This is a genomic window from Halomonas sp. NPDC076908 (assembly GCF_050269715.1).
Classification (GTDB): Bacteria; Pseudomonadota; Gammaproteobacteria; order Pseudomonadales; family Halomonadaceae; genus Vreelandella.
In genome coordinates this window covers 25,867-40,268 of record NZ_JBNNIW010000026.1, presented here as the reverse complement: position 1 = coordinate 40,268, position 14,402 = coordinate 25,867, and the positions used below count along the sequence as shown (strand labels likewise).

Annotated in this window: 12 protein-coding genes and 2 tRNA genes; 13 read left to right on the top strand and 1 reads right to left on the bottom strand. The window is 53.9% G+C overall.

Annotation, left to right across the window (positions count from 1 at the left end; translation table 11 throughout):
- Positions 1 to 121: 121 nt before the first annotated feature.
- The 4 genes from dapB to greA all read left to right on the top strand — a co-directional run bounded on the left by dapB (position 122) and on the right by greA (position 6,271).
- The gene (gene dapB / locus ACQKE4_RS14675; RefSeq protein WP_427389103.1) at positions 122 to 928 is read left to right on the top strand and encodes a 4-hydroxy-tetrahydrodipicolinate reductase; all 807 of its coding nucleotides are present in this window, start codon (positions 122 to 124) and stop codon (positions 926 to 928) included.
- A 417-nt stretch (positions 929 to 1,345) separates the two neighbouring features.
- The gene (carA, locus tag ACQKE4_RS14670) at positions 1,346 to 2,491 is read left to right on the top strand and encodes a glutamine-hydrolyzing carbamoyl-phosphate synthase small subunit (protein WP_427389120.1); all 1,146 of its coding nucleotides are present in this window, start codon (positions 1,346 to 1,348) and stop codon (positions 2,489 to 2,491) included.
- Between the two features lie 76 nt (positions 2,492 to 2,567).
- A complete protein-coding gene (gene carB / locus ACQKE4_RS14665) occupies positions 2,568 to 5,798 on the top strand; it encodes a carbamoyl-phosphate synthase large subunit (protein ID WP_427389102.1) in 3,231 nt (1,076 codons plus the stop codon).
- Complete coding sequence (greA, locus tag ACQKE4_RS14660) at positions 5,795 to 6,271, top strand: transcription elongation factor GreA (RefSeq protein ID WP_427389101.1); 477 nt, start codon at positions 5,795 to 5,797, stop codon at positions 6,269 to 6,271. The genes carB and greA overlap by 4 nt, the downstream gene beginning before the upstream one ends.
- Before the next feature lie 58 nt (positions 6,272 to 6,329).
- Here greA and yhbY read toward each other — a convergent pair whose 3' ends face one another.
- Positions 6,330 to 6,656: a ribosome assembly RNA-binding protein YhbY gene (gene yhbY / locus ACQKE4_RS14655; protein ID WP_427389100.1), complete on the bottom strand. Its 327-nt coding sequence runs from the start codon at positions 6,654 to 6,656 to the stop codon at positions 6,330 to 6,332.
- 114 nt (positions 6,657 to 6,770) lie between these two features.
- On the opposite strand from yhbY, the gene rlmE reads away from it, so the two are divergent.
- The 9 genes from rlmE to rimP all read left to right on the top strand — a co-directional run bounded on the left by rlmE (position 6,771) and on the right by rimP (position 14,402).
- Positions 6,771 to 7,418 carry a 23S rRNA (uridine(2552)-2'-O)-methyltransferase RlmE gene (gene rlmE, locus ACQKE4_RS14650; protein WP_427389099.1) on the top strand — a complete coding sequence of 216 codons (648 nt, stop codon included), beginning with the start codon at positions 6,771 to 6,773 and terminating at the stop codon, positions 7,416 to 7,418.
- Positions 7,419 to 7,674: 256 nt separating this feature from the next.
- Complete coding sequence (ftsH, locus tag ACQKE4_RS14645; protein WP_427389098.1) at positions 7,675 to 9,687, top strand: ATP-dependent zinc metalloprotease FtsH; 2,013 nt, start codon at positions 7,675 to 7,677, stop codon at positions 9,685 to 9,687.
- A 132-nt stretch (positions 9,688 to 9,819) separates the two neighbouring features.
- Positions 9,820 to 10,734, top strand: a complete 915-nt coding sequence (folP, locus tag ACQKE4_RS14640; RefSeq protein ID WP_427389097.1) for a dihydropteroate synthase — start codon at positions 9,820 to 9,822, stop codon at positions 10,732 to 10,734.
- Positions 10,731 to 12,080, top strand: a complete 1,350-nt coding sequence (glmM, locus tag ACQKE4_RS14635) for a phosphoglucosamine mutase (protein ID WP_427389096.1) — start codon at positions 10,731 to 10,733, stop codon at positions 12,078 to 12,080. Before folP ends, glmM begins: the two co-directional genes overlap by 4 nt.
- A gap of 107 nt (positions 12,081 to 12,187) precedes the next feature.
- On the top strand, positions 12,188 to 12,937 hold the full coding sequence (tpiA, locus tag ACQKE4_RS14630) for a triose-phosphate isomerase (protein ID WP_427389095.1): 750 nt from the start codon (positions 12,188 to 12,190) through the stop codon (positions 12,935 to 12,937).
- A 4-nt stretch (positions 12,938 to 12,941) separates the two neighbouring features.
- A complete protein-coding gene (gene secG / locus ACQKE4_RS14625) occupies positions 12,942 to 13,301 on the top strand; it encodes a preprotein translocase subunit SecG (RefSeq protein ID WP_427389094.1) in 360 nt (119 codons plus the stop codon).
- Positions 13,302 to 13,344: 43 nt separating this feature from the next.
- A tRNA-Leu gene (locus ACQKE4_RS14620) sits at positions 13,345 to 13,431 on the top strand.
- A gap of 144 nt (positions 13,432 to 13,575) precedes the next feature.
- Positions 13,576 to 13,652, top strand: a tRNA-Met gene (locus ACQKE4_RS14615).
- A 288-nt stretch (positions 13,653 to 13,940) separates the two neighbouring features.
- Positions 13,941 to 14,402 carry a ribosome maturation factor RimP gene (gene rimP / locus ACQKE4_RS14610; protein WP_290836220.1) on the top strand — a complete coding sequence of 154 codons (462 nt, stop codon included), beginning with the start codon at positions 13,941 to 13,943 and terminating at the stop codon, positions 14,400 to 14,402.

Sequence of the window (14,402 nt, the reverse complement as noted above, 5' to 3'; positions counted from 1 at the left end):
GGGCGTCTAATGCGCTGGTGCGTCTGCTATAATTGCGGCAATTTTTGAACACGTAGTTTTTGAACACATAGTTTTTTAACACTTAGTTTTATGCACCGGAACGCAGAGCGCAGGAGTTCGCATGACCCGAATTGCCATTGTAGGCGTGGCTGGCCGCATGGGCCGTACGTTGGTAAACGCTGTTGAGCAGGATGCTGAGGCATCGCTTGCCGGTGGCATCGTGGAGCCAGGCAGCTCTTTAACAGGTGCTGATATCGGTGAGCTTGCGGGCGTGGGTAAACGCGGCGTTGTTGCAGTAGATTCGCTTGAATCAATAGTGGATGACTTCGATGTGTTAATCGACTTCACTGCTCCGCAAGTTACGCTGGGTAATCTGGCGTTCTGCGCCGAGCACGGCAAGCGTATCGTGATTGGTACCACCGGTATGAGCGATGATGAGCTAAGTCAGCTCGACAGCTATCGCGATAAAGTTGCCATGGTATTTGCGCCCAACATGAGTGTTGGCGTTAACCTGACTCTGAAGCTGCTCCAAACTGCCGCTAAAGCGCTGGGCGATGAAGGCTACGATATTGAAGTGATCGAGTCCCACCACCGCCATAAGGTTGATGCGCCTTCCGGTACCGCGATCAAAATGGGCGAAGTGATTGCCGAAAGCCTGGGGCGTAATTTAAAAGATCATGGTGTGTTTGAACGGGTAGGCCAGTGCGGCCCACGCACCGATAAAGAGATTGGCTTTGCCACCGTGCGCGCAGGCGACATTGTCGGCGAACACACTGTGATGTTTGCCACTGAAGGCGAGCGCATCGAAATTACTCATAAAGCCTCCAGCCGCATGACCTTTGCCAAAGGTGCTGTACGTGCAGCGCGCTGGGTCGCTGATAAAGAAAATGGCCGTTACGATATGCAGGACGTGTTGGGACTGGAGTAGGGGTGCTACTGGGCAAAAACTACCTTCAACCTGAGGTTGAGTGGTCGTTAGGGGTAGTCTTAGCTCAAGAATTCCTGTAACATTTCAAAAATTTTGGCCGGGTGGCTTATAAGCTCTGACTTACAGACCTTAAAACGGCGCGCTTGTTGCGTTGGCCAGCCTAAAGCCTGCCCCTCAGGGTTTGCTGTTATCGAGAGATAGGCTAAGCAGCTCTGAAGTGCATAGAACAACAAGCGGGATGAAACCGATTCTTTTTATCGGCTTCGTCCCGCTTTTTTACGGCCCTTGTTTTAATCACAGACGCTTTAATAGCGGTAGTGTTAATAATGAGCGTCGTGGATTAATCAAGAAATTGCTGAGCCTGCGCCCAACAGGCTCCCACCAGCATGGGAGGACCTTGTTTTGAATAACCCCGCATTGAGCAAACCCGCAATATTGGCCCTGGAAGATGGCAGTGTGTTCCACGGTATAGCCATTGGCGCGGATGGACTAACAAGCGGTGAGGTGGTGTTCAATACGGCCATGACCGGCTACCAAGAAATCCTCACTGACCCCTCTTATACTCGCCAAATCGTTACCCTCACTTATCCCCACATCGGCAATACTGGCGTTAACGCTGAAGACGTTGAATCTAACGGCATTGCCGCTGCGGGTTTGGTCATTCGTGACCTGCCTCTGATGGCCAGCAGCTTCCGCTCTGAGCAGTCGCTGTCGGACTACCTGAAAAGCCAGAACGTGTTGGGCATCGCCGATATTGATACCCGCCGCCTAACGCGCATTTTGCGCGATAAAGGCGCCCAGAACGGTGCAATTTTGGCAGGCGCCGACGCTGAAGGTAATGATGCGGTCGCGCGGGCGTTAGAAGCCGCCAAAGCTTTTCCTGGCTTGAAAGGCATGGATCTGGCCAAAGTAGTGTCGTGCACAGAAGCCTACGAGTGGTCTGAAGGTGAGTGGACGTTGGGGGAAGGCTACGCTGATACCACGCAAATTGAGCGCCCCTACCATGTGGTGGCTTATGACTACGGCGTGAAATTTAACATTCTGCGTATGCTGGCGTCGCGCGGCTGCCGCCTGACGGTGGTGCCCGCGCAAACGCCTGCCGCTGACGTGTTGGCGATGAAACCCGATGGCGTATTTTTAGCTAACGGCCCCGGCGACCCAGAACCCTGCGATTACGCCATTAAAGCGATCCAGGAAGTGCTGGAAACGGATACGCCGGTGTTTGGTATCTGTCTAGGCCATCAGCTGTTAGCGCTGGCTTCCGGTGCTAAGACCGTCAAAATGAGCCACGGCCACCACGGTGCCAACCATCCGGTGCAGGATTTGGATAGCGGTACGGTGATGATCACCAGTCAGAACCACGGCTTTGCCGCGGATGAAGCAACGTTGCCCGCCAATGTGCGCGCAACGCACCGTTCGCTATTCGACGGCACCTTGCAAGGCATCGAGCGCACCGACCGACCCGCGTTCAGCTTTCAAGGTCACCCAGAAGCGAGCCCCGGCCCGCGGGATGTGGCGCCGCTGTTTGATCGCTTCGTGGATATGATGCAGGCGCGCCGCTAACGCTTCGCGCTACTACATCGTTCTATCGCAACGTCGTATTTGTCGCTCATCGTCACCATTTTTTGCGGGAACCGTTATGCCTAAGCGTACCGACATCAACACTATTTTGATCATTGGCGCTGGCCCTATTGTGATTGGTCAGGCCTGCGAATTCGACTACTCCGGCGCCCAGGCGTGTAAAGCGCTGCGCGAAGAGGGTTACCGAGTTGTTCTGGTCAACTCCAACCCCGCCACCATCATGACTGACCCGGCCATGGCCGATGCCACCTATATCGAGCCGATTACCTGGCAGGCAGTGGAAAAGATCATTGAGGTCGAGCGCCCTGATGCGATTCTGCCCACCATGGGTGGCCAGACAGCGCTGAACTGTGCGCTTGAGCTTGAAAAGCACGGCGTGTTGGAAAAGTACGGCGTGGAGATGATCGGTGCCAACGCTGACGCGATCAATATGGCCGAAGACCGCGATCTGTTCGATAAGGCCATGAAGCGCATTGGGTTGGAGTGCCCAAAAGCGAAAGTCGCGCACACCATGGATGAGGCCTGGGAAATTCAGGCTGAGCTGGGTTTCCCGACGATTATTCGCCCTTCCTATACCATGGGCGGCTCTGGCGGCGGCGTAGCGTACAACAAGGAAGAGTTCGAAGAAATCTGTACCCGCGGTTTTGAGCTTTCCAACAACCACGAGCTGCTCATTGATGAGTCGCTGCTGGGTTGGAAAGAGTACGAGATGGAAGTTGTGCGTGATAAAAACGACAACTGCATCATCGTCTGCGCGATCGAAAACTTTGACCCCATGGGCGTGCACACTGGTGACTCCATCACTGTAGCACCGGCGCAAACGCTCACGGATAAAGAGTATCAGATCATGCGTGATGCCAGCCTCGCGGTGCTACGCGAGATTGGCGTAGAGACCGGTGGCTCCAACGTTCAGTTTGGTATGGACCCCAAGACCGGGCGCCTAGTGGTGATCGAAATGAACCCACGGGTGTCGCGCTCTTCTGCGCTGGCCTCTAAAGCGACGGGTTTCCCGATTGCCAAAATCGCCGCGAAATTGGCGATTGGTTATACCCTGGATGAACTGCAGAACGATATTACCGGTGGCCGCACGCCTGCATCGTTCGAGCCGTCCATCGACTACGTGGTTACCAAAATTCCGCGCTTTACCTTCGAGAAATTCCCCCAGGCCAATGATCGCCTGACGACGCAGATGAAGTCGGTGGGGGAAGTGATGGCGATTGGCCGTACGTTCCAGGAGTCGCTGCAGAAAGCGCTGCGCGGGCTGGAAACGGGTAACGATGGTCTTGATCCGATCATTACCGATTTTACGCCTGACAACATGGCGATCATCCAGGGCGAGCTGCAGGCCGCCGGTGCCGAGCGTATTTTCTACGTGGCTGACGCCATGCGTTCAGGTATGAGCGTCGATGAAGTGTTCGCGCTGACCAATATCGATCCCTGGTTCCTGGTGCAGTTGGAAGATTTAGTGCTAACTGAAAATGCCGTTGCCAAACGCATGCTGAGCGATTTCTCCGCCCGTGAGATCTACCAGCTCAAGCGTAAAGGCTTTGGTGATGCGCGCTTGGCCAAATTGCTTAACGTCAGTGAAAAAGAGTTTCGTCAGACGCGTCACGCAGCAGGCATTCGCCCGGTCTACAAGCGCGTTGATACCTGCGCCGCTGAGTTTGCCTCCGATACGGCCTACATGTACTCCACCTATGAAGAGGAGTGCGAGGCGGATGTTTCTGACCGCCAGAAAATTATGGTGCTGGGCGGTGGCCCCAACCGAATCGGCCAGGGTATCGAGTTTGACTACTGCTGTGTTCACGCCGCTTTCGCTATGCGCGATGACGGCTATGAAACCATCATGGTCAACTGCAACCCGGAGACTGTTTCTACCGACTATGACACTTCTGATCGTCTCTACTTTGAACCGGTGACGTTGGAAGATGTGCTCGAAATCGCCGACAAAGAGAAGCCGGTAGGCGTGATCGTGCAGTTCGGTGGTCAAACACCGCTGAAATTGGCCCGTGAGCTAGAAGCGGCCGGTGTGCCGATTATTGGCACTACGCCGGACGCGATCGACCGGGCTGAAGACCGTGAACGCTTCCAGGTGATGATCGACAAGCTCGGCCTGAAGCAGCCACCTAATGCCACGGCACGCAGCTTTGCCGAAGCGTTTGATAAAGCAGAAGCGATTGGCTATCCGCTGGTGGTTCGCCCCAGTTACGTGCTGGGTGGTCGGGCGATGGAGATCGTCTACGATGCCTCCGAGCTTGAGAATTACATGACTCACGCGGTGAAGGTCTCCAATGACTCGCCCGTACTGCTTGATCACTTTTTGAGCGCTGCGATTGAGGTTGATATCGATGCGGTGTCAGACGGCCAGCAGGTAGTGATTGGCGGCATCATGCAGCACGTCGAGCAAGCGGGCGTTCACTCCGGTGACTCTGCTTGTGCGCTACCGCCTTACTCGCTGCCTGCCGATGTGCAGGACGAAATGCGTGAGCAGGTTAAGCAGATGGCGGTTGAGCTGGGCGTGAAAGGCTTAATGAACGTGCAGCTTGCGTGGCAAGATGGCGAGATCTACGTGATCGAGGTTAACCCCCGCGCCTCGCGTACCGTGCCGTTTGTCTCCAAGTGTATTGGCACCTCCTTGGCGCAGGTCGCCGCGCGTTGTATGGCAGGTAAGACCCTGGCTGAGCAGGGCTTTGAAAAAGAGATCGTGCCGCACTTCTATAGTGTCAAAGAAGCCGTCTTCCCGTTCAATAAATTCCCAGGCGTTGATCCGATCCTTTCGCCAGAGATGAAGTCTACCGGCGAAGTCATGGGTTCAGGTGACACCTTCGCAGAGGCCTTCTTTAAAGCGCAGTTAGGCGCTGGTGAGGCGATTCCTGCGTTGACCGGTGACCGTAAAGCCTTCCTTTCCGTGCGCGAGCCGGATAAGGCGGGGCTTATCGAAGTGGGTCGTTCTCTGTTAGCATTAGGCTTTACGCTATGTGCAACGCGGGGCACAGCGGCTGCGTTAGAAGCGGCCGGTCTGGCCGTGGAGCACGTCAATAAAGTCTACGAAGGCCGTCCCCATATCGTCGATCTGCTTAAGAACGACGAAATTGCCTACATTGTGAACACTACCGAAGGTCGTCAGGCTATCAACGACTCCTCGGTCATTCGCCGTACAGCTCTCTCGCGCAAGGTGCCCTATGCGACCACCTTGGCGGGCGCTAATGCTGTTTGTATGGCGCTTGAGTACGGTAGGGAAATTACGGTGCGGCGCCTTCAGGATCTGCATGCAGGAGCAAGTCAATGAATAAGGTCCCGATGACAGTGGCGGGAGAAAGAAGCCTTCGTGAAGAGCTTGATCATCTGAAAGGCGAAGCGCGTCCCCAGGTGATCGCGGCCATCGCTGAAGCGCGTGAGCACGGCGATCTTAAAGAGAACGCTGAGTATCATGCTGCTCGCGAACAGCAAGGGTTTATCGAAGGACGTATTCAGGAGATCGAGAGCAAGCTTTCCGTGGCTCAGGTGATTGATGTCACTAAGTTACCAAACACTGGAAAGGTGATTTTTGGTGTGACCGTATCACTGCTAAACCTAGATACTGATGCAGAAATGACCTATCGCATTGTCGGTGAAGATGAGGCCGACATTAAATCAGGCCGCATCTCAGTCACCTCGCCTATTGCTCGTGCCCTGATTGGCAAAGAGGAGGGGGATATCGTGGTGGTGAAAACCCCCGGTGGCGATGTCGAGTATGAAATAGGTAGCGTCGAGTACGTGTAACGTAAAACGCCCCCTCAGCTAACGCATTGGCTGAGGGGGCGTTTGGACTATCTGGCAGTTAATGCCGTCCGTGGTGGTTCTCAAAACGGGTAACATTGGACAGCTTGGGATTCACCTGCGGATTCCTGCGGTAAAGCAGGGCCATTTTACCAATGGTTTGCACAAGGTCGGCACGGCTGTTGGCGATCAGTTCGGCTATCATGCCAGCACGATCATCACGATCAGGAAGGGCGATTTTCACTTTGATCAGTTCGTGATCAGTGAGCGCGCGATTAAGTTCTGCGAGCAAATTTTCGGAGACCCCGTTCTCAGAAACGGTGACCACTGGGTTAAGATGGTGGCCAATGCTACGAAATGCTTTCTTTTGTGCCTGTGACAAGCTCATGGTATCTTGCGGTATCCCGGTTAGCGCTTAACGCTCCATCTTACGGTGAAACGCCATCGAGTGAAAGCGATCGCGTGAAAGCGCCCATCTCTAATTTCAGTGTTAGATTCCTACATGCAGCAAAAGCCCCCAAGTCGTAAACATTCAGTGAGCAAAACCAGCAATAACTGGAAGAAAGAGCATTTTGATGACCAGTATGTGAAGCAGAGCTGGCAAGATGGCTATCGTTCACGTGCAAGCTACAAGCTGCTAGAACTGGATGAGAAGGATAAATTGCTGCGCCCGGGTATGACGGTGATTGATTTGGGCGCGGCCCCTGGAGGTTGGAGTCAGGTCGCTGCAGATAAGGTAGGGCCTGAAGGTGTGGTCATCGCCTCTGATATATTAGAGATGGATGCCTTAGCCGGTGTGGATTTTATCCAAGGTGATTTCACCGAAGAAGCGGTACTGGAAGCGATACTAAAACGTCTTGCTAATCGCCGTGTAGACCTTGTGATGTCGGATATGGCCCCCAATATGAGTGGTATGGCGGCGATTGATCAGCCTCAGGCGATGTATTTGGTGGAGTTAGCGTTGGAGCTAGCCCGCGAAACGTTGTCCCCTGGTGGTCGATTTTTAGCTAAAGTATTCCAAGGTGAGGGGTTTGATGCCTACCTGAAGGAGTTGCGCGGTAGTTTTAGCAAAGTAGTAACCCGTAAGCCAGATGCGTCACGGGCCCGTTCCCGAGAAGTATATTTTCTGGCAGAAGGGTTTCGCGGGTAACTATTTGTGCAACTTGATGGCTGCCCGCGTGGTTCATAGCCAAGATTTATCAGCGCGATTGCCAGACAGGCAGGCGCAACGTGTGTCACATTAGACGCAATAAACGCGCGTGACACAGATGGCCCGGGGCATAATATGCCTTGGCAATGGTTGAACGCTTGATGTTGATATAATGTCCTAGTGATAGCTTTACTCGCACCAGGATGGATTCAGCACCAGGATTTAACTGACGGATTCTTGTAATGAGGGTAGCCCCTTGAACGATATGGCGAAGAACCTGATTCTGTGGTTGGTCATCGCGGCCGTCCTACTGACAGTGTTCAATAATTTCAGTACGGAAAGCGCACCGCAGACCACAAACTATTCCCAGTTTGTGCAGCAGGTGCAAAATCAGCAGGTGCGTAGCGTCACTATTGATGGGTATACCATCCGTGGTGAGCGTACGGACGGCTCTGAGTTTCAGACCATTCGCCCCTCGGCGGAAGATCCTCGTCTGATGGATGACCTGCTGAGCAATAACGTCACCGTTGTTGGCACCGAGCCTGCACAGCAAAGTATCTGGACGCGGCTACTTATTGCCAGCTTCCCGATCTTGCTGATCTTGGGCATCTTCATGTTCTTTATGCGCCAAATGCAGGGCGGAGCCGGTGGTGGTAAAGGCGGGCCGATGAGCTTTGGCAAATCGAAGGCGAAGCTTCTCTCTCAAGACCAAATCAAGACCACCTTTGCAGACGTTGCAGGGTGTGATGAGGCAAAAGAAGAAGTAGAAGAGCTGGTTGACTTTCTGCGCGACCCGACCAAATTTCAGCGCCTGGGCGGTATGATTCCCCGCGGCGTACTGATGGTGGGTCCTCCGGGTACCGGTAAAACGCTGCTAGCGAAGTCGATTGCTGGTGAAGCGAAAGTGCCGTTCTTTTCCATTTCTGGTTCTGACTTCGTTGAAATGTTCGTGGGTGTCGGCGCGTCTCGTGTTCGTGACATGTTTGAGCAAGCCAAGAAGCAGGCGCCGTGCATTATCTTTATCGATGAGATTGACGCTGTTGGTCGCTCACGCGGTACCGGCATGGGTGGTGGTAACGACGAGCGTGAACAGACGTTGAACCAACTGCTGGTTGAGATGGATGGCTTTGAAGCAAATGAGGGCATCATCGTAATTGCCGCAACCAACCGTCCAGACGTGCTTGACCCTGCGCTAATGCGTCCAGGTCGCTTTGACCGTCAGGTAACCGTAGGCTTGCCCGATATTCGTGGTCGTGAACACATCTTGGGCGTTCACCTGCGTAAAGTGCCGCTAGCAGACGACGTTAAGCCACAAATAATCGCACGCGGTACGCCAGGTTTCTCTGGTGCGGATTTGGCTAACTTGGTTAACGAATCTGCCCTGTTCGCGGCGCGCCGTAACAAGCGCCTCGTGAGCATGGAAGAGCTGGAGCTTGCCAAAGATAAGATCATGATGGGCGCTGAGCGCAAATCGATGGTCATGACCGATAAAGAGAAGCTCAATACGGCTTATCACGAATCGGGTCACGCGATTATTGGTTTAGTGGTGCCTTCCCATGACCCGGTTTACAAGGTCACTATCATCCCGCGCGGTCGTGCGTTGGGTGTGACCATGTTCTTGCCGGAAGAGGATCGCTATAGCCTGTCGAAGCAACAAATTTTAGGGCAGATCTGCTCACTATTTGGTGGTCGTATTGCTGAAGAGATGACCTTAGGCCCTAACGGTGTCACCACCGGTGCGTCTAATGACATCAAGCGAGCTACTGAGCTTGCCCATAACATGGTCGCTAAGTGGGGCTTGTCGGATGAGATGGGCCCGATTATGTACGATGAGGACGAATCGCATCAGTTCCTCGGCGGCCCGGGTCAAGGCGGCGGCAAGATGAAGTCGGGTGATACCACCACGCGTCTTGATAAAGAAATTCGCAAGATTATTGATGATTGCTACGAGCAGGCGCGTCAGATACTGACCGACAATCGCGATAAACTTGATGCGATGGCCGAAGCCTTAATGAAGTACGAAACCATTGATGCCGCTCAGTTGAAAGACATCATGGAAGGGCGCGAGCCGCGTCCGCCGGAAGGCTGGAACGATGGAGACTCGTCGGGCGGCGGTACCCCTGTCAGCGATGATAAGCCACAGGCTAAAGCTGATGAAGATGCGCCTTCCAATGTTTCTGGAGATGGCTCGGGAAGTGATGGTGCAGAAGATGACGACGAACCTCGTCGGCGTCCCTCGGATCCATTAGGTGGCCCTGCAGGTCCCTAGTCATAAAGCTGAGGTAAATAGCTGAGATAGTTACAGCAGCGTTTGAGCCGAAGGCACCCCATCATGGGGTGCCTTTTTTGTTATGCTGTACGCATACGACAGCAATGCTTTTTTTCTTGATCAGGCTGCAGCATGAAATCAATTCTGGACGCTTCTTCTACGCAAACTTCCGCCAACGCTTTCCATCTACGCTGTGGGCGGCACCTATTAGATCTATCGTTTCCCCACGTGATGGGCATATTAAATGTGACGCCGGACTCTTTTTCTGATGGTGGTCAGCACGTGGCGTTAGACGATGCGTTGCGTCATGCCGAGCGGATGCTGGCGGAAGGGGCGGCAATCATTGATGTGGGTGGGGAGTCGACCCGCCCAGGCGCTGAGCCAGTCAGCTCACAGCAGGAGTTGGATCGTGTGGCGCCCGTGATTGAGGCCTTGGTGCGCGAGCTGGATGCGTTGGTCTCAGTGGATACCAGCTGCCCGGCGGTGATACGCGAGGCTGGCGAATTAGGTGCTGGAATGATTAACGATGTGCGCGCTTTAGAGCGAGAAGGCGCGCTGCTAGCAGCGGTAGGCAGTGGGTTGCCTGTCTGTTTAATGCACCGCCAAGGCGAGCCCCAGAATATGCAGCAAGCGCCTGCTTATCAGCGCCCAATAGAAGAGGAAGTGGCTGACTATTTGGCACGCCGTATTGCCGAGTGTGAAGCCGCAGGGTTACGTCGTAATCGGATAATAATTGATCCTGGTTTTGGCTTCGGCAAAACCGTCGAACACAATCTACGCTTACTCAAATACATGGAAACGCTGCAGACACTGGAGCTTCCTGTATTGGTAGGAATGTCACGCAAAAGTATGATTGGTAAGGTATTAGGCCGTCCAATCGAGGAGCGTCTAGCAGGTGGTTTGGCGCTTACTGCGATGGCGGTAGAGCGCGGTGCCAATATTCTACGCGTGCATGATGTCGGTGACACAGTGGATGCGGTCAATATGGCGTGGGCGGTGCTACAGGAAGGCTGTGAGCCGTCGTTGAATAAGGAGTCTAACGTATGACAAGGCGCTATTTTGGGACGGATGGTATTCGCGGTACGGTGGGTAAAGCACCCATTACGGCTGACTTTATGCTTAAGTTGGGGTGGGCGGCGGGTCAAGTGCTACGCCGGGATAAAGGGCGAACCCGGGTATTGATCGGCAAGGATACGCGTATCTCTGGCTATATGTTTGAGTCAGCGTTGGAAGCAGGTCTTTCCGCAGCGGGTGTCGATGTCTCATTACTAGGGCCGATGCCCACGCCGGGGATCGCTTACTTAACTCGTACGTTTCGCGCCGATGCGGGCATCGTGATTTCCGCCTCGCATAACCCATTCGATGATAACGGCATCAAGTTTTTCTCCGCTGAGGGTAAAAAGCTGCCCGATGAAACGGAAGACCGTATCGAAGCCATGCTTGAAGCGCCGCTGACGACCGCTGAGGCTGCTCAACTGGGCAAAGCAACACGGATTGACGATGCGGCGGGCCGTTATATTGAGTTTTGTAAATCGACCTTGCCCGACCGGCTTAGCCTGCATGGCCTTAAGATTGTTTTAGATTGCGCCCACGGCGCCACTTACCATATCGCGCCTAACGTTTTTCGTGAGCTAGGCGCTGATGTGTCGACCATTGGCACCTCCCCTGACGGACTCAACATCAATCAGCAGGTGGGTTCCACGCATCCTGCGGCGCTGCGTGCTGCGGTGATCCAACAGAGCGCAGACTTAGGAATTGCCTTTGATGGCGATGGTGATCGGGTGCTGCTGGTGGATGGCGATGGTCGTGAAGTGGATGGCGACGATATTCTTTATTTGATCGCCCGTGACCGGCATGAGCGTGGTTTGCTTGAAGGCGGTGTGGTGGGGACGTTGATGTCCAATTTTGGCCTCGCGATGGCACTTGATAAGCTGAGTATTCCCTTTGAGCGAGCCAATGTTGGGGATCGCTTTGTCATGGAGCGTATGGCTAACAATGGTTGGGAGCTTGGCGGCGAGTCATCTGGACATATTGTGTGTGGTCATGTGCAAACGACGGGCGATGGGATTGTCTCGGCGCTACAGGTATTGGCACTGATGATGCGAGAGCAAAAAAGCCTGCCGACACTGTTAAAAGAGTTGGAAAAGGTGCCTCAAGTCCTCATTAATGTACGCTTGCCCGCCAATGCTAACGCTAAGCAATTGATGGAGTCTGCGCCTCTTCAGCAAGCGGTTGCCGCTTTGGAGCAAGAGCTAGGCGATGAGGGGCGAGTGCTGCTGCGTCCGTCAGGCACTGAGCCACTGATTCGTGTCATGGTAGAAGGGCGCGCTCACTTAGATGTTGACCAGTTGGCACGTAATTTGGCCGGGCAAGTGAAGACCTTGCTTAGCTAACTTACGCCACCATGTTGCTCAACAAAGCGAGCCTGGACTTGCAACAGCGGTTGTCTTGACAAGGCCGCTCCTATACCATTTCGCTCCACCTTGAGTGAGGACAGTCGATGCGTACGCCTTTAATTGCCGGTAACTGGAAGATGAACGGTTCCGTGGCGTTGATCAATGAGTTCGGCCAGGCTTTCTCCGCCGCAGCGTCGCCAACGAATGTAGATGTCGTTATCATTCCGCCGTTTCCTTATTTGGCTGCGGCGCATCAGGCGTTTGAAGGAACGGTGCTGACACTGGGTGCGCAGACCCTGAATCCTCTTCACTCGGGCGCGCATACCGGCGAAGTGAGTGGTCGTATGCTGAAAGAGTTTACGGTTGCCTATGTGCTGGTAGGGCACTCGGAGCGACGTCAGCTCTATAAAGAGAGTGATGAGCAAGTTTTCGCGCGGTTATTAGCTGCCTTAAGTGTAGAGCTAACGCCGATTCTCTGCGTTGGAGAGTCCCTGGAGGAGCGCGATGCGGGCCGCACCATGGATGTGGTGCTGCGCCAAGTGGGATACGCTATGTCCCGCTTAGAGCCTGATCAGCGTAAACAGGTCTTGATTGCCTATGAGCCGGTATGGGCGATTGGTACCGGGCGTACGGCGACGCCTGAACAGGCCCAGGAGGTCATGGCCGGTATTCGGGCCTATCAGGCGGGGTTTGATAAGTCGCTGGCAGAGCAGCTGCGGTTGCTTTACGGCGGTAGCATGAATGCAAGTAATGCGGCGGAGCTGCTTGCTCAGCCGGATATAGACGGCGGTCTAGTGGGCGGAGCCTCACTGAAGATCGATGATTTTTATGCCATTTGTCAGTCAGCAGGATAACGCCATGCAAGTTGCAATTCTTATGATCCATGTGGTGATTGCGGTCGCCCTGGTGGTACTCATTCTGCTTCAGCAGGGTAAAGGCGCCGAAGCCGGTGCCGCCTTCGGGGGCGGAGCGTCACAAACGGTCTTCGGTTCGCGGGGTAGCGGTAACTTCTTGTCGCGGACTACGGCTATTTTGGCGGCAGGCTTCTTCGTTACCTCAATGGCGCTAGCCTACTTTGCTACGCAAGCTGTTCAGGCGCCAGAGGCGGGTATTCCAGACTCGCGCTTAATTGAGCAGCAGCAGGGTATTCCGACGCTTGACGACAGGCCTGCAGGTGTGGATAATACCGCGCCAGTGCTAGAGGAAAGCAGTGACTAAGTAGTTGATGATTCAGTCGCCGTTGTTTTTAGCCTCCCCTGTTGCCGAAGTGGTGGAATTGGTAGACACGCTATCTTGAGGGGGTAGTGACCGTATGGTCGTGCGGGTTCAAGTCCCGCCTTCGGCACCATCTGTTTTGCTGGCTCGCTAGCTTCCCAGAGTAGTTGTTTTGTTTAGAGAAAATTAGGTTTGTCGCTTTAGACAGCAAGGCAGTTTACGTAAGTAGTTCTTGACGTAAGCAAAGTAAGTGTCTATTATCGACGACCTAGATTGATGCGGGGTGGAGCAGTCTGGTAGCTCGTCGGGCTCATAACCCGAAGGTCATCGGTTCAAATCCGGTCCCCGCTACCATTTTCTAGTTACATGTGATGGGTTGTTTTTCGAGTAATGAAAAAAGCAACCACACTTAACAGGTTAAGCCTGATACATGTTGCTACGATGGTACTCAAGGTTTATTTTAAAAAGCCCCTTCCAGTGAAGGGGCTTTTTGTTAGCAGCTTTTGACTAGCAAGAATATCTTAATAGCGGATGTCGTTCGGATAGCCGGCGACACATTCCCGAGTAACGCCAATCAGCCACCTAGCTTTTCTGATAACTCCTGGTCAGGTGCCTGATGCAACGGCTGTAGGAGCTTTGTCTGTGGCCACTAAACACGCTGCGCTTCACGCGCTGATCGAACCTGTTGTTGCCGCCATGGGCTTTGAGCTATGGGGCATCGACCATCTTTCCCAGGGCAAAAATTCGCGGCTGGTGATCTATATCGAGCGCGAGAATGGTGTCAGCGTGGAAGATTGCGCAGATATTAGCCGCCAAGTCAGTGCAGTCATGGATGTGGAAGACCCCATTGCCGGAGAGTATCGGCTGGAAGTCTCTTCGCCAGGCATGGCACGCCCCTTGTATTCCCTGGATCAGTTTGCCCGCTTTCAAGGTCATCATGTCGCGCTCAAGCTGCGCACTGCCTTTGATGGGCGGCGCAAGTACCAAGGGCTTTTGGTCGGTGTTGAGGGGGATGAAATACTGCTGCAGTTGGATGGCGAAGAGTACTGTTTTCCAATTGAAAGTATTGATTCTGCTCACATTGTTCCGCAGTTCGACGATTGA